The 21,504-nt window shown below is 67.7% G+C and carries 18 protein-coding genes; 7 read left to right on the top strand and 11 right to left on the bottom strand.

Translation table 11 applies throughout. From position 1 onward, the window contains the following. Positions 1 to 348: 348 nt before the first annotated feature. A complete protein-coding gene (locus tag H5411_RS00695) occupies positions 349 to 1,182 on the bottom strand; it encodes an SAM-dependent methyltransferase (protein WP_183122627.1) in 834 nt (277 codons plus the stop codon). A 254-nt stretch (positions 1,183 to 1,436) separates the two neighbouring features. On the opposite strand from H5411_RS00695, the gene H5411_RS00690 reads away from it, so the two are divergent. After that, on the top strand, positions 1,437 to 3,044 hold the full coding sequence (locus H5411_RS00690; RefSeq protein ID WP_220816312.1) for an L-lactate permease: 1,608 nt from the start codon (positions 1,437 to 1,439) through the stop codon (positions 3,042 to 3,044). 121 nt (positions 3,045 to 3,165) lie between these two features. Here H5411_RS00690 and H5411_RS00685 read toward each other — a convergent pair whose 3' ends face one another. From H5411_RS00685 to H5411_RS00655, 8 genes are all read right to left on the bottom strand, one after another. After that, positions 3,166 to 3,435 (bottom strand): hypothetical protein, encoded by a 270-nt coding sequence (locus H5411_RS00685; protein WP_101440359.1) that lies wholly within the window; start codon positions 3,433 to 3,435, stop codon positions 3,166 to 3,168. Positions 3,436 to 3,486: 51 nt separating this feature from the next. Continuing rightward, positions 3,487 to 4,488 carry a methyltransferase gene (locus H5411_RS00680; RefSeq protein WP_183122626.1) on the bottom strand — a complete coding sequence of 334 codons (1,002 nt, stop codon included), beginning with the start codon at positions 4,486 to 4,488 and terminating at the stop codon, positions 3,487 to 3,489. Between the two features lie 90 nt (positions 4,489 to 4,578). After that, positions 4,579 to 7,401, bottom strand: a complete 2,823-nt coding sequence (locus H5411_RS00675) for an ATP-binding protein (protein WP_183122625.1) — start codon at positions 7,399 to 7,401, stop codon at positions 4,579 to 4,581. 885 nt (positions 7,402 to 8,286) lie between these two features. Continuing rightward, positions 8,287 to 8,751 carry a nuclear transport factor 2 family protein gene (locus H5411_RS00670; protein ID WP_183122624.1) on the bottom strand — a complete coding sequence of 155 codons (465 nt, stop codon included), beginning with the start codon at positions 8,749 to 8,751 and terminating at the stop codon, positions 8,287 to 8,289. Between the two features lie 20 nt (positions 8,752 to 8,771). Continuing rightward, positions 8,772 to 9,167: an aldehyde dehydrogenase family protein gene (locus H5411_RS48305; RefSeq protein ID WP_281377135.1), complete on the bottom strand. Its 396-nt coding sequence runs from the start codon at positions 9,165 to 9,167 to the stop codon at positions 8,772 to 8,774. Next, entirely contained in the window at positions 9,068 to 10,255 is a 1,188-nt protein-coding gene (locus H5411_RS00665) for an aldehyde dehydrogenase family protein (RefSeq protein WP_220816310.1), read from the bottom strand. The genes H5411_RS48305 and H5411_RS00665 overlap by 100 nt, the downstream gene beginning before the upstream one ends. Before the next feature lie 785 nt (positions 10,256 to 11,040). After that, positions 11,041 to 11,424, bottom strand: coding sequence for a DUF6188 family protein (locus H5411_RS00660; RefSeq protein ID WP_312877362.1), 384 nt, complete (start codon positions 11,422 to 11,424; stop codon positions 11,041 to 11,043). Between the two features lie 69 nt (positions 11,425 to 11,493). Next, the gene (locus H5411_RS00655; protein WP_183122622.1) at positions 11,494 to 12,255 is read right to left on the bottom strand and encodes a GntR family transcriptional regulator; all 762 of its coding nucleotides are present in this window, start codon (positions 12,253 to 12,255) and stop codon (positions 11,494 to 11,496) included. Between the two features lie 131 nt (positions 12,256 to 12,386). Here H5411_RS00655 and H5411_RS00650 point away from each other — a divergent pair, with 131 nt between their 5' ends. From H5411_RS00650 to H5411_RS00630, 5 genes are read left to right on the top strand one after another with little or no spacing between them, the layout of a single operon-like run. Then, on the top strand, positions 12,387 to 13,229 hold the full coding sequence (locus H5411_RS00650) for a fumarylacetoacetate hydrolase family protein (RefSeq protein ID WP_183122621.1): 843 nt from the start codon (positions 12,387 to 12,389) through the stop codon (positions 13,227 to 13,229). 18 nt (positions 13,230 to 13,247) lie between these two features. Continuing rightward, a complete protein-coding gene (locus tag H5411_RS00645) occupies positions 13,248 to 14,993 on the top strand; it encodes an FAD-dependent oxidoreductase (RefSeq protein WP_183122620.1) in 1,746 nt (581 codons plus the stop codon). A gap of 33 nt (positions 14,994 to 15,026) precedes the next feature. Then, positions 15,027 to 15,464 (top strand): nuclear transport factor 2 family protein, encoded by a 438-nt coding sequence (locus tag H5411_RS00640; RefSeq protein ID WP_183122619.1) that lies wholly within the window; start codon positions 15,027 to 15,029, stop codon positions 15,462 to 15,464. A 32-nt stretch (positions 15,465 to 15,496) separates the two neighbouring features. Then, complete coding sequence (locus tag H5411_RS00635) at positions 15,497 to 16,009, top strand: nuclear transport factor 2 family protein (RefSeq protein WP_183122618.1); 513 nt, start codon at positions 15,497 to 15,499, stop codon at positions 16,007 to 16,009. 7 nt (positions 16,010 to 16,016) lie between these two features. Beyond that, a complete protein-coding gene (locus H5411_RS00630) occupies positions 16,017 to 17,528 on the top strand; it encodes a class I adenylate-forming enzyme family protein (protein ID WP_183122617.1) in 1,512 nt (503 codons plus the stop codon). 815 nt (positions 17,529 to 18,343) lie between these two features. On the opposite strand, the gene H5411_RS00625 is transcribed toward H5411_RS00630, so the two are convergent. Both H5411_RS00625 and H5411_RS00620 read right to left on the bottom strand, forming a co-directional pair. Next, positions 18,344 to 20,134: an alkaline phosphatase family protein gene (locus H5411_RS00625; RefSeq protein ID WP_220816309.1), complete on the bottom strand. Its 1,791-nt coding sequence runs from the start codon at positions 20,132 to 20,134 to the stop codon at positions 18,344 to 18,346. A gap of 271 nt (positions 20,135 to 20,405) precedes the next feature. Further along, a complete protein-coding gene (locus tag H5411_RS00620; RefSeq protein ID WP_183122616.1) occupies positions 20,406 to 20,720 on the bottom strand; it encodes a hypothetical protein in 315 nt (104 codons plus the stop codon). Positions 20,721 to 20,815: 95 nt separating this feature from the next. Between H5411_RS00620 and H5411_RS00615 the strand changes: the two genes are divergently transcribed. Next, positions 20,816 to 21,034, top strand: a complete 219-nt coding sequence (locus H5411_RS00615) for an SDR family oxidoreductase (RefSeq protein ID WP_183122615.1) — start codon at positions 20,816 to 20,818, stop codon at positions 21,032 to 21,034. The last annotated feature ends 470 nt before the right edge of the window (positions 21,035 to 21,504 follow it).

Raw genomic sequence — 21,504 nt, 5'->3', positions numbered from 1 at the left:
ATGCGGAATCCGGACCGACGGCGATCCAGTCGTTCACCACTGCGGTGCACCACATAACCGGAGACCCGGTGGTGCTGTAGTCGCTGCCCGGGTTTTCGACCCAGGGCGAATGTCCGACCGGAGCAGCAGACGCGGGTTTCGGCGCCGTCCCAGCGGTTGGTTCCGGCACAGCACCTGCACCGATCGCACTCCAGATAGACGCTTGCCCGCTCCAGCTGGGCTCCCAACAGCCGGTCAATCCCGGCAACCGACTGTTCCAGCTGAATGAACACAATCCCGAACGTCAGCAAGCCGATCCAGCGCGGATGCCGGACCACCGATGGATCAGCACCGCACGTCGGAGCACGCTCATCTCCTCGTGCTGCCTCGCTTGCGCGCGACCCCGCCGACGATGTTCGCCTCCGCGGAGTCTCCCTGGATCGGCGCGTCCGGACGCCAATCCGGAAGCCACACCAACCCGGGCTCGACAAGCTCGAAGTCGCCGAACAAAGCGGCGATCTGCTCCCGGCTCCGCTGGGTCAGCGGCAGGGTCGCCCGTTGCGTGTACTGCCCCGACACCTTGCCGAACGAGCCCAGCGCGTCCTCGTCCTCGGGATTCATGCTGACGTGCGTCAGCGCGAGCAGGCTGCCCGGCGCCAGCAGGTCGCGATAGTGCGCCAACTGCCGTTCCGGCTCCAGGTCGTCCGGCATGAAGTGCAGCAACGCGACGATCAGCAGGCAGACCGGCTCATCCGGATCGATGATGCCCTCGTCCAGCACCCGCTCCCACAGACCGGGACCGTCGAAATAATCGCCGAAGATCGCCCGGTGGCGCAACGGGTCCGCGGTGTCCTCCAACAGGATCTGCGAGTGCGCGTGCGCGACCGGCTCGTTGTCGACGTAGACGACACGGCACTCCCCCGGCGCGACCTCATCGGCCACCTCGTGCACGTTGCCCTGCGTCGGCAGCCCGCTGCCGATGTCGACGAACTGCCGGATGCCCGACTCCACCGCGAACCGCACAGCCCGGCCGAGAAACTCCCGATTGGCCACCATCCCGACCCGCATCTGCGGCATTTCCTTCAGCTGCTGCTCCGCGAACTCCCGGTCGATGGCGTAGTTGTGCGTGCCCCCCAGCACGTAATCGTAGATCCGGCCGGCGCTCGGCCGGTCGATGTCGATGCGCGGAGCCTCGTCAACCATGCCGCGACTTTAACCGACACCCACCGAAGGTTTCAGCAGCAGACGTGCCGCGAGGGTCCGTCGACCGGCCCCTTTCCCCTGCTCGGCCCGACGGGTGCCGCGCGAACCCGCGGTCCGTCCTGCTGTCTGGCGAGAAGATCAGCACCTGACAACCGGCCTCCGGAGTGAACGCCCGCCGGTTTGCCGGACGTCCTTGACACCTGTGTCAACGGGCAGGTAAACCGGCAGAACCCGACGGCGCGCGGAGGCCAACGATGGTGTTCTCGCAGGTCCTCGACCCTGCCCACAGCGTATTCGGCAGCACACTCCTCGCGCTCGCTCCGGTCATCGTCTTGCTGTTGCTCCTGGCGGTTTTCCGCATCTCGGCATGGCAGGCCGTGATCGTCGGCGCACTGGTGACGATCGCGCTCGGCGTCACGGTGTGGCACGCGCCGTTCGCCGCGACGGCCAAGGCCTACGGGATCGGCGCCGGCCAGGGTTTCTGGTCGGTCGACTGGATCGTGTTCTGGGGCGTCGTCATCTACAACACGCTCGTGGTGACCGGCGCGTTCGACGTGTTCAAGAACTGGCTGATCGAGCAGGCGACCGCTGACATCCGCGTGCAGACGCTGCTGATCGCGTGGGCCTTCGGGGCGTTGCTGGAAGGCCTGGTCGGATTCGGTTACCCCTGGGCCGTTGTCGCGCCGATCCTCATCGCGTTCGGCATCGCCGACCTGCCCGCGTTGCGGGTGGCCGCACTGGCCAACAACGCGCCGGTGTCCTACGGCGCCCTGGGCGCCCCGGTCCTCGGCCTCGCGGCTGTCACCGGCCTTTCGGCCACGGCGCTGTCCGCGTCCATCGGCAAGATCGTCGCGGTGCTCGCGCTGGCGCCGCCGTGGATCTTGCTGTACCTGGTGAGCGGCAAACGCGGCATCAAGACCGGATGGCCGCTGGCGCTGGTCGGCTCGTTCGGCTACATCATCGGGCAGTACCCGACCTCGCAATACCTCGGCCCGTACCTGCCCGACGTCATCGGTTCGCTGGTCTGTTTCGCCGCGTTGCTGCTCCTGCTGAAAGTGTGGCAGCCCAAGGAAACCCTCGGCTTCGGCGGTGTGCCGATCCCGTCCGACCGATCCCCCGTCGCCGATACTCCCCGACGGCAGACCGCGCCGCTGCGGGCGCTGCTGCCGTTCCTGATCCTCGTCATCGTCGTCGTGGCCTGGACGGGACCGTGGTCGAAGCTGGGCAACTGGACCCCGTTCGCGCCCAGCGTGTCGGCGCGGTCCTCGCTCGGCCACACCGCCTCCGCTGTCACGTGGAAGTTCGCGCCCTTCATCGCCGGCACTGCGATCCTGGTCAGCTGGCTGCTGATCCTGGCCTATCTGCGGCCGCGCGGAGACCAGCTGCGCCGGGTGTTCCGGTCCACGTTCCAGCAGATGTGGGGTGCGCTGCTGGTCGGGCCGCTGATCTTCGGGCTGGCGGCGGTCTACAACTTCAGCGGGATCGCCAACTCCATGGCGAACGGGTTCTCCCACCTGGGCACCTGGTTCGTGGTGCTCTCCCCGGTCCTGGGCTGGATCGCGGTCGCCTTGTCTGGCAGCAACACCTCCTCCAACGCCGTGTTCGGGCACTTCCAATACTCGGTGGCGCAACTGATCCACGCCCCGGTGCTCCTGCTGCCCTCGCTCAACTCCCTCGGCGCCGAGGTCGGCAAACCGATCGCGCCGCAGACAGCCAGCGTCGGCGTCGCGACCACCAAATTCGTCCGCGACGAAGGCCAGGTCATCCGCTACAACATGGGCTGGACACTGGTCATCCTCGCCTACCTCATCGGCATCGGAGCTCTGTTCTACTTCGTGCTGCCCCAAGCGATGCGGATCTGATCCCGGCGACCTGCCGAGATGTATCGAATCCAGGGTTCCCAGACGAGCGCTCACGTCCCGTTCGAGCCCGCGCGCGTGGTCGAAGCCGAACTCCGGCTGCTTCGCAGACTGATCTCGCACTTCAGACGTCGCGGGCTACCTCGTAGACGTTGGCGGAGCGGAGGGAGACCGCGGCGTCGGCTGGTACAGACGCGTTCGCGGCGACGCTTCGCGCCGCAGTTTCGTCGGTGAACAGCTGAAAGCTCACGCCAGTTCGACCGTCGGTCGCCCACGTCCCGCGGACGAAGCCAGGAATCGTGCGGACGTGGCTGGCGAGGTGGTCGAGTTCGTTGTCGAGCTGTTGTGGTGTCGCCGACGGCTTGAATTCGACGGTGAAGACGACTGCGTGCATGGGTGCTCTCCTTCGGTAGTCGGGACATGAATCTGGTTGTCGGGACATGGATCAGACGGCGACGGCTTCGGCGATGCGCAGCGGTCCGGCGATGTCGAGCACGGCGGTCCGGCGGAAACCAGTGGCCGTGAGCAGGCGATCGAGTTCTGACGGGCTGCGTTCCTGGCCGCCGCTGACGGCAAGCATCAGCAAGTCGAGCGTGCGAGCTCGCGGATCCGGATGCTCGTCGCTGGGCAGGCTTTCGATCACGAGGACCACGGCACCGGTTCGGCACGCGGCCCGCACGCCGCGCAAGATCGCGGTGGTGCCCCGGTCGGGCCAGTCGTGCAGCACCTCCATCAGCACGTAGAGGTCGGCCGCTGGCAGCGGGTCGGTGAAGAAATCTCCCGCGCACGTGGTGAGGTGAGCGTCGTCGACACCGGCCTGGGCGATCACGTGCGGCAGGTCGAACAGGATGCCGCGAACGGTGCGGTGCCTGGTCAGGATTGCCTTAAGCAACTGCCCGGTCCCTCCGCCGATGTCCGCGACCGTCCCGAAGGGACTGAAGTCGTAGGCGCGGATGACCGCGTCCACGTCCGCGCGCGCCTTCGCCTGCATGGCGTTGTCGAACAGCTGCGCTTGTGCTGGGTGTTCGGCCAGGTAGTCGAAGAGGCCGTTCGGCGCGATCTCGGCGATGCCGGTGGTCCCGTGCCGTACTGCTGTTTCGAGTGATGCGACTCCGTGCCAGACCACATCGAGTGCCATCAGCTGCGCGAACGCGCGCAGGGACTCCGCGTGGTCGGTGCGCAGCACGCGCGACATCGCTGTGTGCTCCACGCCCGCCGGCCCGTGCCGAAACACCCCAAGGTCGGCCAGTAGTCGCAATACCCGTCCCAGTGAGTGGTGCGCCACGCCGCAGGCGGCCGCGAGTTCGCTGACCGGGACCGGATCGTCCCCGATCAGGTCCGCGACACCGAGGTCTGCGACGACGTGGAGGGCACGTGCGTGCAGGTGGGCCGTCGTCATTGCCCACAGCTGATCGACCGCCGCGTCGTGCACGGATGTCGTGGTCATGAGATGCCCTCCGATTTCGTCGCGAGTCGTCGACGAACCGGACGCTACGAGCCGGCGGCTGCGCGCAGATCCGCCGGATGACTCAGATTCCTACTCACCTCGGTTCTCGGCCACCCACGTCGCGATCGCACTTCGCGTGTTCACCCCGAGCTTGTCGAGGATGTGCTGGACGTGGTTCTGCGCGGTCCGCTCGGAAAGCACGAGACGCTCACCGATCTGCCGGTTTGTCAGGCCCGCCGCGACAAGTCGGGCGACCTCCCATTCGCGGCGCGTGAGCAGACTCGTGCCGGTTGGCTGCGTGCGGACCGAGTCCGCACGCCGGCGGACGCCTGGCATGCGGTGGGAGTTCGCCACGGCCGTTGCGTGCGCGATCAGCTGCCGCGCCCGCCTCGCGTCGCCGGGGGCACCTCGTGCGACGAGTGCCGCGGCGATCTCGATTTCGGCGTCGCACTGGAAGCCGAGAGCGGCAACGCGTTCGCAGATGTCGCGGGCCGCTTGGAGGTCTTCCAGGGCACCGCTGAGGTTTCCGAGATTTCGGGCAGCTGTGCCCAGCCAGAGTTCGACCGGCCCGAGATAGGCGAGCGCCCCGACGCCGCTGACTACGTGATGACCTCGATAGTTGGCCAGCCGTTCGACGAAGACCGGCAGATCCTCGCCCCGGCCTAGCTCCGACGCCACCGCGATGCCCATGGCCGCGCACAACAGGGTGACGTGCGGGGCCGGACGCCAGTGCCGCGGCGACCCGAGCGAGTCGTAGACCTCCGCCGCCTCGGCCGTGTGCCCCGCGGTCACCAGGCTGTGCGCCAAGGCGATACCGGCGATGACCGGAGGTGCGCCACCGGGGTTCGGCGCAGCCGAGTCACCCGACGCGGACAGCGTCGTGTCGTCGTGCCCGGCATGGCGGCCGAGGTTGCCCAGCAGTGCTGCCCGCCCGTGACGTGCGTTGGGCAGTCCGGTCCCGCCCGCTGCGGCGTGGGCGGCGTCGGCCAGCCGGCGCGCCTCGACCACGCGGCCGCGCGCCTGCGCGAGCGTCGCCTGCGCCAACAACAAATGCAACCGCGCGACCGGCGTGCCGATTTTCTCGGTTGGCACGGATGACGCGGCGACCTGGTCGGCAGCGCCGTCCAGGTCGCCGCGCTCCAGCAGGACGGTTGTCCACGCCGTCCGCGCGGTGAGTTCGTGGTGGGCATCTTGGGTTGACTCGGCGACCCGCATCATCCGTTCGGCGATCTCGGCGCGCGTGTCGAGATCGTCCGGGCCGGCGAACAGCGTTTGGAACGACCGGCAGGCGGCCATCACCGCGGTCGGCTCGCCGCTCGCCTCCGCAAGTTCGAGCGCGGCCCGGCTCGCCCGGCGCCCAGCGAGCGCGTCGGCCTGGTAGTTGAACGTTTCCGCATAGCACGCGGACAACATCGCGCGCAGCCGTAGGTCCTGGGGGTCGACGGCGTCCAACGCCTCGGTGCACAGCCGTCGAGTCGCGAGGTCGAAGCCGATGTGGCCGACCGGCGGCATCGCCAGGGCAACCTCGGCGAGCAGGTCTCCCCGGCCGATCTGCCGAGCCAGCGACGCGGCACGTGTCGCCGAAGCAAGGCGCTCGCCGAGGTCACCCGCGTCGTGGCTCGCGCGTTGGAGAGACATCAAGAGCTCGAATTGTTCGGCTGGTTCCAGATCAGCACCGATCGACAGCGCCAGGCGGTAGAGCCGGACCGCTGGTTCGAACGCGAGCCGCCGCATCGCCTCGTCGGCCGCCCGCCGAATCGCCACGAGCGCTCCCGCCGGGTCACCGTCGGCCGCCTCGGCGAGGTGGTGCGCGACGGCGAACAGGTCGGGTTCCGGGCGCCCCTCCGCGATTCGTGCGGCTTGACGGTGCAGGGCGGCTCGATCGGCATGGCCCAGACCGCTTTCCACCGCGTCGCGCACTAGCGAGTGCACGAAGCGGTACCGACCTGCCGCGGTCGGCGCGACGAGGCCGGCAAGGTCCAAGTCGTCGAGAGCTGCTTGAACGTCCGTCTGAGTGAAGCCAGCCACCTCCGTCACCTCGGACACCAGAAACTCCGGCCCGAGAACGGCGGCGCTGGCCAGGACGCGCGACGTGTCCGCCGGCAACGTCCGAATACGGCGCGCAATCGTCTCGCGCACGGTCGGAGAAAGCCCGCCTGTGCGATATGTGCGCGCGTATTCGGCCAGGAACAGCGGATTGCCGCCGGTGAGCTCATGAACGCGTTCGGCGTCCGCATCGTCGGCGAGCAGACCCGCTGCGTCCAAGTATTCGCGAACGCCGGAGACTGGCAAGCCGTGTAGCGACAGCTCGCGCGCGAACGGGCTCCGTAGCAGGTCGCTCCTCACCGCTCGGACGCGCGGATCAGTCGCTCGCATCGTCACCACCACGCACAGCCGCTCGCTTCGCAGCCCGCGCGTGACATGCTGCAACAGCAGAATCGAGGACTCGTCGACCCAGTGCGCGTCATCGAGAATGATCAGCGTCGGCGACGCTGCGGCGACTTCGCGCAGCGCCTCCACGACAGTCTCGAATCGACGGAACCGCGCCTGCGCGTCAGCCGCATACTGCCCCACGTCACGGCCGGAGAGAACCTCCAGCGCCTCAGCCAGGACGCGCTCGCGCACGCGGGTTTCCTGCGCGAGTTGGCGCAGGATTCGTATCCACGGCCAGAAGGGTGGGGCGCCGTCCGCCTCGTCGCCGAGGCCCCAAGCCTGCACGAAACCGGCCGCCCCAGCCGCCTCGCCCAGAGCCTCCGCCAGGCGCGTCTTGCCGATGCCCGGCTCGCCCACACACATCATGACGACCGGACGCCCGCCACCGGCCGAATCCAGGCACGAGCGAAGCAGCTCCAGCTCGGCCGTGCGTCCGACCAAGCGGTCGGCCGCCTTCGACGCGCGCCCGCTTCCATGCACGGCATCATCGTGCCTGAACAACGGGGCTCTGAAAACGGTCGCGGGGATCGGTTCGTCCGGCGTACTCGACCCGGCCGGCAGACCGCCCCCTCCTCTGTGTCGTGATCGTCGGGGGAGGCCGCACCAGCGGTCGACGTGGTTGGCGTCCTGCTGGCGCGGCGAGTAGCCGAGGGCGCGGAAGGCGTCGCGGACCGCGCTTTTCGAACGGTCGGTGATGACCGTTCGCGACTGTGGATGGGGTTCGGCAATGCCGGTTGGCCACTCGGATGGTGCCGTCTGCTAGCCGTGGTGGCGACCTGTTGAGGCTGCCGTTCCATGGGATCCGCAGGTGCGGAAATTCGTGGAGCGGAGCACTGGCACGATCTCCCGGCAAGTGCGGACGGGTCTGATGATCGCCTTCTCGGCTTGCGCGAAGGTCTTGCCTTGGGCGGCTGCGTCCGCTGCGGTCCGCCAGCGCACCTCTCCGAAGCTCGGCAGCCGTGTCATAGTCGTCCGGATCCGCACGTTCGCTGTAGCGCCAAGGCTGAGCGTCCCTCAGAGTCCCGCGGTAAAACTCCATCTCAATCCAGGGCGGTTCGTGCTTGGCCCGAGCCACGGCGAGCACGAGTTAGCCCCAACTGACGCCGTCTCGCTCCATCGAGGCCGCCTGGCAGTCTGAAGCTGACACGTCTCCGCTGTGATTCATTGGCCGCCACTCTGCCTGTCCGTGGTAGACCTGGCAGTTGTTCTTCCATTTCTGCGGCTTTTCCATTGCCGAAGACGGTCTTTCGCGACGAGGTCCGAACGGCACGTCCTGGCCGACGCGCAAGGCGGCAAGCACTGACGGCCCCGCTTCGTGGCCTGCGCCAGCGATGCCGTTGCAGCCCACGAAGCGGGGTCGTCTCCTCAGCCGTGGGCGGCAGCCGGATTGTCGGCGAATACCGGGCTGGCGGAGACGAACGGGCTGAACTCCATCCGGCGCGTCTTCCATCCGCCGTCTTGCCGGACGAACTCGAAGTCGTACCCGCCGGACAACAACTCCCGCACACCGCCTTCGGTCATCCGGAAGTAGAAGACGTCGGCCTTCGCTGCCGCGGTGTCGCCGTCGACCTCGATCACCGGGTTCGTGATGTGGTGGTGGCACCGCGGCACCTGCACCCACACCTTCCGCACCAACGCCCGGACGCCGTCGATGCCCCGCCCTTCCCCTCGGGGCAGCACGTACTCCGCGTCCTCGGACCAGATGCTCATGAACAGCTCTTCGTCCTGCTTGTCGATCCCGTGACAGTACTTCGCCATCACCGTCTTGATCTCTTCGACGTCGATCGCCCACCGGATCTTGTCTTCCGGAATGGGTGCCTTCGCTGCCATCGCGCTTCCTTTCAGAGGTGCTACGCCGAATACGGGTCGGGGAAGGTCCCGTTCAGCCCGATCACGGTCGTCCGGGTCTCCAGGTACGGGGCCAGCGCGTCGATCCCGTTCTCCCTCCCCCATCCGCTGGCCTTGAAACCCCCGTAGGGCATGGACCACCGGACGAACGAATAGGTGTTGACCCACACCGAGCCAGCCTCGATCCGGCCGGCGACCCGGTGCGCTCGGGACAAATCGCGGGTCCACAGGCCAGCCGTCAGGCCGTAGTCCGTGTCGTTCGCGATGTCGACCGCCTCGTCCTCGTCTTCGAACGGGATCAGGGTCGCCACCGGCCCGAAGATCTCTTCCCGGGCGATCCGCATCGCGTTCGTCGCCCGGGCGAACACCGTCGGCTGGACGAAATAACCATCGGCCAGACCGCCGTCGGTGATGCGCGCGCCGCCGGCACAAGCTCGGCCCCTTCGTGCGTGCCCAGCTCGACATAGGACAGGGTCTTCGCCAGCTGTTCGGCGTGCGCCTGCGGCCCCATCCGGACGGATTCGTCGTGCGGCAGCCCGACCCGGACGCGACCGGCGCGGGTGCGGAACTCCTCGACGACCCGGTCGTACAGCGGGCGGTGCACCAGAACCCGGGAGCCCAGCGCGCAACTCTGCCCGCACAACCTCCAGGCCGACGCGGTCGCGGCGTTCAGTGCCTGCTCGACGTCGGCGTCATCGAAGATGATGTGCGGAGCTTTGCCGCCGAGCTCGAAGGTAAACCGCTTCAGATTGCCTGAACCCTCGCGCAGCATCCGGCGGCCGGTCGCGGTGGACCCGGTGAACGAAATCTTGTCCACGCCGGGGTGCGCGACCAGGTGCGCGCCGACCCGGGAGCCGGCGCCGTTGACCACGTTGAACACGCCCGGCGGGAAACCCGCCTCATGCGCGAGACGAGCCAGCAGCAGCGCGGACACCGGAGTCTGTTCGGCCGGTTTGAGCACCACGACACACCCCGCGGCGAGCGCGGCGCCGAGCTTGAGGCAGGTGGCCAGCAGCGGGGCGTTCCACGGCACGATCGCGCCGACGACACCGACCGGGACCCTGGTCGTGAACGCGTGCACGGAATCGTCGAACGGGATCGTCGCGCCCTGCGCCTTGTCCGCGAGCGACGCGAACCAGTGGTACCACTGCACTTGCGCGGGCAACGAAGCACGCAGATCAGTCACAGGCGTCCCGGTGTCCCGGGACTCGACCTCGATCAATTCCGGAAGAGCAGACCGGAACAGATCCGCGAACCGGCGCAGCAGCGCGGCCCGCTCGTGCCCCGGAGTGCGCCGCCAGCGCGGAAAAGCCGCGCGAGCGGCATCGACGGCCCGGTCCACGTCCGCCGGACCGCCGGTGGCGACCACTGCCCACGCCCGTCCGGTGGCCGGATCGATGCTCTCGGCGTTCTCGCCGTCAGCGGGCGCGACCCACTCGCCGCCGATGTAGAGCCGGTCGTAGACGCGAACCGCGGATTGTGGCATGCCTGTATCCATACGCAGCCGTCACGCGGAGCGTCAACGATCCTCCCGAAAACCAGCTTCGGTTCTCGGAAAGCGCCGATTCGGATTTCTTCACTTGAATCTGGTCCCCCGGCACGGTATGAGCCCGGCCGCTGCCATGACCACAGTGGACAGACCCGGACCGGCCGAGCACCGTTCGCCGGGAACTATTCCCCGACCTGAATTCTCCCTGGATACCGCCGTACGCCAAGGAAAGCTGCAGCGCAGCCGAGCTGTTACTCGCTCGCGTCGCGGGCAGTGGCGACGGTGCAGGAACCCCGGCCGCCGCGGTACGGCCACCACCGATCAGCGGACATCGCCGAAGCGACGGCTGCCCCGGCCAGCAGGCCATCGAAGCGGCGAGTAGTTCCCTCGGTCCGCTACAACTTCTGGTCCGTTGAGGCGAGGTTGTCGTCACCGCCCTGGACGTCGTCGGGGCGTGTGCTGGAGTCGTGGTGGACCTGGCGAGCAGCGTCGGGACCGTGACGTCTTCGCGTAAGCGAGAGGCGACAGCTCGTCGAGATCGAACCCGGTCAGGTTCTTGAGCTCTCCACCAGTCCGATGCCGTCGGGGACCTGGGCAAGTGCGGTCTCGGCGAGGGCTCGCAGGGAGACGGGCTTGACGACGACAACGGCTGCGAGGCTCCGTGATGCGGTCGGAGACACGCCGCGCCGATTCCGGCGGCGCACCCGCACGACGAGCTTGCTGCGACCGAGGACACCTCGGACTTGACCGTGTCGGTGCGCTTGGAGGCAGGCGAAACCTCGTCAGGAAACGTCAGGCTTTGCGTCCCAGGTCGCAAGTTCCCCGCCAGGCATGGAGACGACCAGGAACCCGCCGGGTCCCGACACTGTCCATGCTTCGTATTCGTCGTCGGGTTCCACCCGAATCACAGCCCCGCTGTCGAACACGATGTTCAGAGCGCCCGCATCATCAGCGTCTGCCTTCGTCACAATATCGGACAGCACGACATCCATCGGCCGAAATGATTCTTGCGGATCGCTGTCGGGAGAAAAACTGTACTGCTCGCCTGCGGTGCTGAAGGTGAATGGCGACTCGATGCGCGCCGTGCAATCGTCGGAGAAGTGCAGGACCGCACTGTACTCGATGGTCATGGCGCGCAGGCTCTTCCCTGCAAGGCCGAGATTCACGACTACCAGCCTTTCGCGCGACGGGCGGACCTCGAATGGTTCGGGTGCGCAGTTCGCGCTCCCTACCTGTCACGGGGTCGTCTCGACCGCGATCCGCCCAGCGCCCGCCACTCGGGCTGAGAGCTCCGGACGTGCACGCGGAAACCCGCCGTCAGACCGGGAAGCTCGGTCCCCGTCGAGCAGGATTTCCGTGGTGTGGCTGATATGCCGCTCCAACGCCTCGACAGCGGCTTCGGTGTCGCGGGCGAGCGCGAGTTCCATGAGAGTGCGGTGTTCCGCGATCACATCGCGGCCGGGATGCCTCGAATGCTGCTGCGACCACGAGCGGTAAAGCTCTGCCGAGTCGCGCAGCGAATTCGCGATGCCCAGCAGCCGGGAGTTGCGGCAGCCGGCCAGCAGCGTGTGGTGGAAGTCGGCGTGCGCGCGCGACCACGCGTCGCTGACCCGTTCCGGATCGTCCTCGTCGTACTGCGGAGTCCGCTCGAGCGTGTGGTGCTTCGCGACCAGATCCGACTCCCACGGCGTGTCGCCCTCGGCCAGCGACATCCGCAGCACGAGGCACTCGATCGCCACGCGGGCGGCGGTGAGATCAGTCAGATCCTCCGCGGACAACGGCGTCACCTGGAAACCCTGGTGCGGCTGCGACCGGACGAGCTCCTGCTCGGCCAACCGGGTCAGGGCTTCACGGAGCACTCCCACGCCGACGCCGTACCGGGCGCCGAGTTCCGGGAATTTCAGCTTCTCCCCCGGGGCCAGCCGCCCGGCCAGGATGTCGGCCCGCATCGTCGCGAACGTGTCGTCCGCGCGGGTCCCGTGCGTGGATCGCGCCATGGTTCCACAGTAGCAGCAGAAGAGAACGTACCGGCAACTTTCCTCTTTCGCTTGAACTTTAGAAAGTTTGCGGTCATGCTGAGTCCCACAGCGCAGGGTGGCGCCGGCCGCCCCGGCCGAGGAGGACGACGATGAAGTTGGCAAACCTGGCAGGACGAGCGGTCCTGGTGACCGGCGACGAAGCGGCTGACGTCGCCCGGGACAGCGGCGGGCGTTTCGGCCCGGACCCGCAGGCAGTCCTGGAGCAGTGGGCCGAGTTCCGTGAGTGGGCGCGAACTGCGACGCTGGCTCCGCGGAGTTTCGACGAGGCGCTGCTCGGCCCGCCGGTGCCGAGGCCGCGGCAGATCTTCGCGATCGCGCTCAACTACCGGGCGCACGCGGTCGAGTCGGGCTTCGACATCCCGGACAAGGCTTCGGTGTTCACCAAATTCGCCTCGTCGCTGACCGGACCGGCCGGCGACATCGCCCTCGTCGACGGGAACGTCGACTGGGAAGCGGAACTGGTCGTCGTGATCGGCCGCGAGGCGCGCGCCGTGCGCGAACAGGACGCGTGGGAGCACGTCGCCGGGCTGACCAACGGCCAGGACATTTCCGAGCGAACCCGGCAGCTCGCCGGGCCCGCGCCGCAGTTCAGCCTGGCCAAGTCGCATCCCGGCTTCAGCCCGACCGGGCCGTGGGTGGTCACCCCGGACGAACTGGAGAACCCGGACGACCTGGAGATCGCCTGCGCGATCAACGGCGAAGAGGTCCAGAAAAGCCGGACCTCGGACCTGATCTTCTCGGTGCCCGCGCTGATCGAACAGCTTTCCGAGGTCGTCACGCTCTACCCCGGCGACCTGATCTTCACCGGGACCCCGGCCGGCGTCGGACTCGCCTCGCACCCGCAGCGCTACCTCGCCGCCGGCGATGTGCTGACCACCCGGATCGACGGGCTGGGCCGGATGACCCACCGTCTCGTCGCGTCCCGCGACTGACCGGGAAGGAGACCGACCATGCGAGTCGTCGAAACCGATGTCCTCGTCGTGGGCGCCGGGCCCTGCGGACTCACGGCCGCGGCGTTCCTGGCGATGTACGGCGTCGAGGCCATCACTGTCACCAAGTATCCGCGCACTGCCAACACGCCGCGGGCGCACATCACGAACCAGCGCACCATGGAAGTCATGCGCGACCTCGGCATCGAGGAGCAGGTGCGCGCCGTTTCGGTGCCCAACGAGCTGATGGCCGACAACGTGTGGGCCACGAGCATGGCGGGCAAGGAGATCGCCCGGGTGAAAACCTGGGGGACGATGGTCCAGCGCAAGGCCGACTACGAGGCCGGCAGCCCGTCGGCCATGTGCAACATGCCCCAGCACCTGTTCGAGCCCCTGATCCTGCAGGGCGCGCTCGACCGCGGCGCCGACATCCGGTTCTCCACCGAACTGATCGAAATCGCCCAGGACGACGCCGGGGTCACGGCGACCGTTCGGTACCGCCACACCGGCGAGACCTATCTGATCAAGGCGAAGTACGCCATCGGCGCCGACGGCGGCCGCTCGACGGTCGCCGACCAGCTCGGGTTCTCGCTGGAGGGAGAAACCGGTCTCGGGTACGCGGTCAACGTCTGGCTCGAAGCCGACCTCTCGCGCTTCCGCGCCCACCGCCCGGGCGTGCTGTTCTGGACGGTCCAGCCGGGCAAGGATTTCTGGCTGGGCTCCGGAGTCTTCATCACCGTGCGGCCCTGGAACGAATGGGTCCTGGTGTTCATGTACGACCCGGACACCGAGGAGATCGACACCAGCGAGGAAGCGATGCTGCCGCGCGTCCACAAGGCGATCGGCGACGACAGCGTCCCGGTGACGATCAAGAACGTCTCGACGTGGCAGGTCAACCACGTCCTCGCCACCGAGTACCGGCGAGGACGGGTATTCCTGGCCGGCGACGCCGCGCACCGGCACCCGCCCGCGAACGGCCTCGGGTCCAACACCTCGATCCAGGACGCCTACAACCTCGCCTGGAAACTGGCCGCGGTCATCCAGGGACACGCCGGCGAAGCACTGCTCGAGACCTACCACCAGGAACGGCACCCGGTAGGTCGCCAGGTCGTGGACCGCGCCCTGAAAAGCGCCGACATCGTGGGCCGGGTGCCGTCCATCCTCGGCATCCGGCCGGGCCAGACCGACGAGGAAGGCTGGGCGGCGATCGACGGTTTCTTCGCCGACACCGACGACGGCCGCAGGCGACGGAAAGCGCTCGAAGACTGCCTCGACGAGAACGCGTACCACTTCCACGCGCACGGGGTCGAACTCGGCCAGCGCTACACCTCAGCCGCCGTCGTCGACGACGGCACCCCGTTCCCGGCCTGCCCCCGCGATCCCGAGCTCTACTACCACCCCACCACCCACCCCGGCGCCTACCTCCCCCACGTCTGGATCGAACGCCACGGCAAGCAGATCTCGACGCTCGACGTCGTCGGGCACGGCACATTCACCCTGATCACCGGGATCGGCGGCGAAGCCTGGACCGCCGCCGCCGAGAAGATCAGCGCCGAACTGGGTGTCGAGATCGTCGGCGCACCCATCGGCTACCGGCTCGCCTTCGACGACGTGTACGGCGACTGGGCCAGAACCCGCGAGGTGACCGACGGCGGCTGCCTGCTGGTCCGGCCCGACCGGCACATCGCCTGGCGCAGCCACGACAAGGCCGACGACCCGGTCGGCGCGCTGCGCGAAGCGGCGAAGGCCGCCCTCTCCCGAACCTGAGCCCGGCCATTCATTCGATCAAGGAGGCTCGAAATGACCGTCACGACCGGCACCATGACCGACGAACAGCGCAAGTCGGTCGCCCTGGAGTTCCTCAAACGAGTCGATTCCGGCGGCAACGTCCTCGAACTCTTCGCCGACGACGCCGAGTTCTGCTTCCCGAAATACGGCGTGGTCCGCGGCATCGACAAAATCCGCGAGTTCTTCGGCCAGCTCGGCGGCATCATCTCGTCGATCGAACACCACACCGCGTACTTCAACTATGTCGTCGACGGCGACAAGGTCGTCGTCGAAGGCACCAGCCACGGCACGACCGCGAACGGCGTCGAGTGGCGGGCGGGAGTGACCTCCGCCGGGCCGTGGTGCGACGTGTTCGAAATCCGCGACTTCAAGATCCAGCGTCTCTTCGTCTACCTCGACCCGGACTACGCCGGCGAGGACACCACCCGCTACCCGTGGCTCACCAACTAACCTTTCCCTTCTGCCGTAAGGATCCCTGACTCATGACGACCATGCGACCGGACGCGGCGCTGACCCGCGACGAGATCATCGCGCGCAATCTCGAAGTGGTCCAAGAACACTTCCACAACGAAAACCCCGACGACGTCGACAAGGCAATCGCGCTCTACGCCCCCGAAATCTCCTGGGAAGCCCCCAACCGCGGGCTCGTCTACACCGACCACGGCAAAGTCCGCGAGGGCTACCTGGGGATCTTCCGCACCCTGCAGTTCCACTCCTTGACCTCGCTGCGTCGCTTCGCCACCGAGAACTTCGTCTTCGACGACGCGATCGCCGACGTGACCGTGGTCGGCGACGAGATGCCCAACCTGCCCTTCCCCGTCGGCACCCGGGTCAGCGCCCGCATCGTGCACTGCTTCGAACTCAAGGACGGCAAGATCACCAAGGAGATCGCCTACGAGATGTGGCGCGAGGACGGCGGCCCGCTCGTCAACGACGCCATTCCGCCGGGCTCGCCGGTGGAGCACTTCCCCGAACCGGGCAACGCCGAAGGCTGACGACACGATGAACGCGGCAACTCTGCTGGCAGCGAGCGCGCTCCGGGTACCGGCACGCGACGCCTGGCGCCACGGCGACCGATCCGCGAGCTACGCGCTCGCCCGCGACCGGATCGCCCGCCTGGCCGGAGGACTGCAGGCGCTCGGGCTCCGCACCGGCGACCGGGTCGCGCTCGTCCTGCCGAACGGGCCCGACCTCTTCGAACTGCTGTGGGCGACCTTCTGGGCCGGGCTGGTGACAGTGCCTCTCAACCGGCACCTGCACCCCCGGGAGGTGGCATACGTCCTCGGCCATTCCGGAGCGAAGCTCCTCGTCGTCGCACCCGAAACCGGCGACGCGGCAAGCAGCGACACCACCGATGCCACCGTGCTCCGCACCGACTCACCTTCGTACGAGGCACTCACAGCCGGACGGCCGGTGCCGGTCGCCGAAGTGCGCCCTGAGGACCCCGCCTGGATCTTCTACACCTCAGGGACCACCGGGCGGCCGAAGGGCGCCACCCTCACTCACCGGAATCTGCTGAGCATGACGCTCAACTACTACGCCGACGTCGACCCGGTCCACGACGACGCCGTTTTCCTCCACGCCGCTCCGCTCACCCACGGCAGCGGGATGTACCTGCTCCCCGCCGTGGGGCACGGAGCGGTCAACGTAATCTCCGCGGCCGGCAGCTTCGAGCCAGCCGACTATCTCGCGCTCGCCGAAGCCAACCAGGTCACGCACGGAGCGTTCCTCGCACCCACGATGCTGCGTCGGCTGACCGACGAAGCCCGAGCCGGCTCCGCACCAGCGCTTCCACGACTGCGCAGCCTCGTCATCGGCGGAGCCGCGCTATATCAAGAAGATCTGCAGCAAGCACTCGACGCATTCGGCCCGATCATCACCCAGATGTACGGGCAAGGCGAGGCGCCCATGACCATCGCAGTCATGAAATCGGACCAGATTCCTCACAACCGCGCACACCCTCGCCGCCGGTCCTGCGGCCAGCCGTTCACCGGCGTCGAGGTCCGGGTCGCCGACGCCGACGGCACCGAACTTCCCCCCGGAACGACCGGAGAAATCCGGGTCCGCGGCGACGTCGTGATGACCGGCTACTGGTCCGATCCAGCCGCCACCGCCGCCGCCGTCGACAACGGCTGGCTGCTGACCGGCGACGTCGGGCACGTCGACGAACACGGATTCCTGTATCTCACCGACCGCTCGAAAGACGTCATCATCAGCGGCGGCTCGAACATCTACCCCCGCGAGGTCGAAGAAGTCCTGCTCGCCCATCCAGCTGTCCACGAAGCCGCGGTCGTCGGCCTCCCCGACCCAGAATGGGGCGAGAACGTCGGCGCGTTCGTCGTGACCAGCCCGGGCGCCGACGTCACCGAGACAGAACTCATCGCACACACCCGTGCGCACCTGGCGTCCTTCAAGAAACCGAAGTCCGTCACATTTCTCAACGAGCTTCCCAAGAACGCCAACGGGAAGATCCTCAAACGCACCCTGAGGAACCTTCCATCCGGAAGTCGTTAAGCCGATGCGCACTACCCGACTCCCCCGGTTCTGATACCTGCGATTACCACCGCAGGGACGTCGTCGCGACCGCCGGACCGGTGCTCGACACCAAGCCGGGGCGCGCACCGGCGGCCCGCCGTCCCACCCGTCGTCACACCACCCCGACGAGCGCTCAGGCTCTGCAATTCCGCCTGATTGCCCGTGAGTCGTCAGCGCGGAGGCTCCGGTCCCACTTCTCGAGGTAGGAGATCCGGCGGTCGCTGGCCGGGCGGGGCAGACCCTGTTTAGTCAAAGTGATCGGCATGAGGAGAGCCTCCAGTCAAGGCGTCACCGAACGCTGGCGATGGCCGCGGACATCCAAGCCGACCGGCGCGCTCCGCAGCCAGTCGACAGGCTCCAGCCGCGATCGCCAAGCGAGCAGACAGCGTGCCGCTGCCCTCTCGCCGATCCACTCGACGCCTTGCGCCGGTCTAGACCGCTTGGCTCAGCAGCACCTCGACTTCGCGAGGCAAGACCCCGCAAGTCGCCGGCCCGAGAATCTCGAACGTAGCCGGGCACGACCGGAACACCTCCGCGAGCGCCGCAACACGCTCACGGAGCGCCAGACAGGAAATGCCCTGACCCGACCTCCAAGCCAGCGAGGAAACGCGAACCCTTAAGTCACATCGCCGGCGACGCACATCGTCTGCAGGCCGAAGCGGCCGCCGTGCGTGCGCAGGCTGTTCAGCAGCGCCGGTTGCCTGTCGCCGCTCCGGTCTCGACGAGAAGCCCGGCAGCGCAGAAGCGCCGGGATCCGGTGCGGGATCCCGGCGCTCCGGTCGAGCGGGGCTGGATCAGCGGTGCGCTCCGCCGATGCCGGGCAGGACCTGCGTGCCCTCGGTGCGGACGGCCTGCAGCGACGCCGGGTCGAGGCCGAGAGCCGAGAGGATCGTCGGCGCGACCTGGGTGGTCTCGACCGGGTTCGACTGGACCTGAGCCGGGACGCCCGGGCCGTTGACGACCATCAGGACGTTGCGGTCGCCGGTGTTCATGCCGCCGTGCTCCGCGAGCTTGGTCGGCTTCGAGTAGACGACGCCTTCCTGGACCTTGCCGAACACGTCCGGGTAGTGGCCGTTGTTCACCGGGACGCCGAAGAAGCCGGCGGCATCAGAGCCCGCCCAGATCTGGGTGAGGCCCGAGTGCTGGACCGTGACCGGCTTCTTGTTGACGTCGTAACCCTGCGCGGTGTGGTTCCACAGGTAGTTCTTGACGAAATCGCACGCGGCCTGCGAGGTGTCCGAGAGGTAGGACTGCCACAGGTCGTCGTCGGTGCCGGCGACGATCAGGCTCTTGTTGTCCGGGTGCTTCTGGGCCCAGGCAGCGTTGATCGCGCTGACGATCGGGCCGTCCTGGACCGTGACGAGCTCGTTCGGGTTCATCGGCGACTGGCCGTGCTTCGCCGTGACGATGACCGTCGTCGAGTCCGCGAGGCCGTCCTTGTGGATCTCGGCGGACATCTTGCCCAGCTGGGCGTCGACGTAGTCGAAGGCGCTCGACAGGGCCGGGCCGGGGACGAGCTTGCCGTTGACCCACTGGTAGCCGCCCGGCTGCGGCGCGCTGGTGGTGTAGTTGCCCTTCGCGTCCGGTCCGATCAGCGTGGTCGAGGTCGAGCGGCTCTTCTGCGCGACCGATACGGCCTGGAAGTTCATGCCGAGAACCGCCGGGGTGCCGACCTGCGCCTTGCCCGAGTGGTCGCGGCCGTCGAGCTCGTTGAGGACTGCCTGGACCTTGTAGCCGTCGTACTGCTTGGTGGCGGCGTCGATGTGCGCCCAGTCGTCGTCCTGCGGGTAGGGGACGCCGTTCGGCATGACGGCCTGCGAGTCGATTTCGGGACCGAAGAAGTCGTCGATGCTCTGGCCGTTCGAGCCCGGGCCGTTGAACGACAGATAAACGGCGTGCTTGTCCGACCAGGCGGTGCGCCGACCGGCGTTGTGGATCACCTGGAAGATCGAGTTCGTGCCCAGGTAGTCCCACGGCGTGATGTTCTTGCAGGTCGCCGGGTCGACGGGAAACGTCGAGGCATTGAACGACGAGGCGTCGTTCTTCAGGTTCATGATCGCGGCCGGGTTCTTGTCGACGCCCTTGGCGTAGATCGAACCGTTCTCGTCGAAGGACGGGAACGTGCCGTTCGACGGGTTGATGAAGTCATTGACGTTCGCCAGCGCGTCGTCCGGCGAGTCGTAGACGACATCGCCGCCGGTGGCCGGCTTGCCCGGCGTGCAGGCGGAGCCGGGCTCGTCGGTTTTGTGGCTGTACTCGACGTCGTAGTAGACGCCGGTCGACTTGGGGTTGCCGCCGGTCATCAGCGCGGTGCCGCCGGGGTCGGAGTCCGACGGGTTGGACGCCTGCGCGTTGGTGTATTCGCTGCCGCCGCGCGAGAGCTTGGCCAGCGTCGAACCCGGGTGGGTGGCGACATACCAGTCGAGGTCGCTCTGGTGCATGCCGTCGACCGAAATCAGCAGAACGTGCTTGTTCGCGGGCGCGCCCGCCGACTGCGCGTCGGCAGGCAGGGTCGAAAGCACGAGCAGCGATGCGGCGGACGCCATCGCAGCGCCGGCTACGGCCGGGCGAGTGAACTTCGGCATGGCTCTCCATGGAGTCGAGTACAACGAGACGTCGCACATTTCCGTGTGCGCCGTATCTTTCTTCGCCAAAGCGGTCGGGGAAGAAAATGCGAGGTGAACAAAAGCAATCCGCCTGATTGCAGATGCATTTTCCCAGACACCCAGGAGCGACAACCGCCGAAATATCGACGCAGTGTGACCGATTCGGCGCTGATTGCTGCGACGTCGCCCTTGACCTTATTCAGTCGAAACACACAAATCACCTGCAGCTATGCGACGGGCGACGTTTACGTCAGCCGGAATATATCGGTCCATACCGCCAGCCGGGCGGAATGCGCATTAGGCGCGGATTGCCACATTCACCACAGACCGCGCCGATCCGGTCCACCACGTAGACCTGGCCGACGGCGGGGGCCATTTGTGACGGCCGAGCACCACCTGATCGCCACCGGCCACCGACGGAATCGCATCCGGCCAGCAGATCGCCGCCCGCGCTCACGCTCAGTGCCGCCGGAGTGTGGTGCGACTCAGTCTGGCGGCCCAGCCAGGAGGACATCACCCCGGTGCCGTGAAACAGAAGTTCCTCGCCGCGACCCAGTTCGGACACGGCGCAACCCGCCGCTCGGACCGGCAAGCCCGCTCGCCAGCTGCCAGCGCGTGGCACAGCGAGTGTGAGCCGAGCGAAGCCCAGCAGCGCTGCCCATGCTGTTGCGGCTGCAGCTCGTCCGGGATGCATGGGAGGACATCGAAGCCGGGGCGACGGCAAGCAAATGGAGTGAGCGCCTCCTCGCCCGTACCCCGCAGACCCGCGTGGCAGCTCCGCATGAGCCCGGCGGAACGGCCGTCTACCTGGCGTCCGACGCCGCGACCTATACCGTCGGCAGCACACTCACTGTCGACGGCGGGTGGACCGCGGCTTAGCCGATGCGGGTCAGCGGAGCCAGTTTGCCGCAGTCGCCGATCGCATGGGCTTAACGGTGTCGGCTCGGAAGCCGGAGGTTCCGGCGCGAGTTGTCCACCTGCGCGGCGGCCCTCGGACGTGGTGATGCGGGCGGCTCGCCGACGATGGCAGCAGAACCAGACATTTCGACGACCACAGTGAGTGCCGCACCCGCCATGCAGGGTTGAGGGGTCGACCTGGGCTCACCGTCAAGTCCGCCCTGGGCCACGACGCACTACCGCCTCGAGCACTGACCCGTGCGACGCCTTCAAGAAACATGCACGATCTGCCCGGCGGCACCGCGGTGACAATCTCGGGCGACGCTTGGCAGTCTGGGGTGAACCGGCGGTTGCCGAGGATGCGGAAGAGATCGCGCTCCCAGGCGGCGGGGTCGAGAGCGAGGGTGCCGCCTCTGCCGTTCCGGTTGGCGTAGAACACTCTCCTGCCGTCC

The sequence above is a fragment of the Amycolatopsis echigonensis genome, from assembly GCF_014174495.1.
Taxonomy (GTDB): domain Bacteria; phylum Actinomycetota; class Actinomycetes; order Mycobacteriales; family Pseudonocardiaceae; genus Amycolatopsis; species Amycolatopsis echigonensis.
The sequence above is the reverse complement of the archived record's forward strand: the minus strand, read 5'-3'. Positions and strand labels throughout refer to the sequence as shown.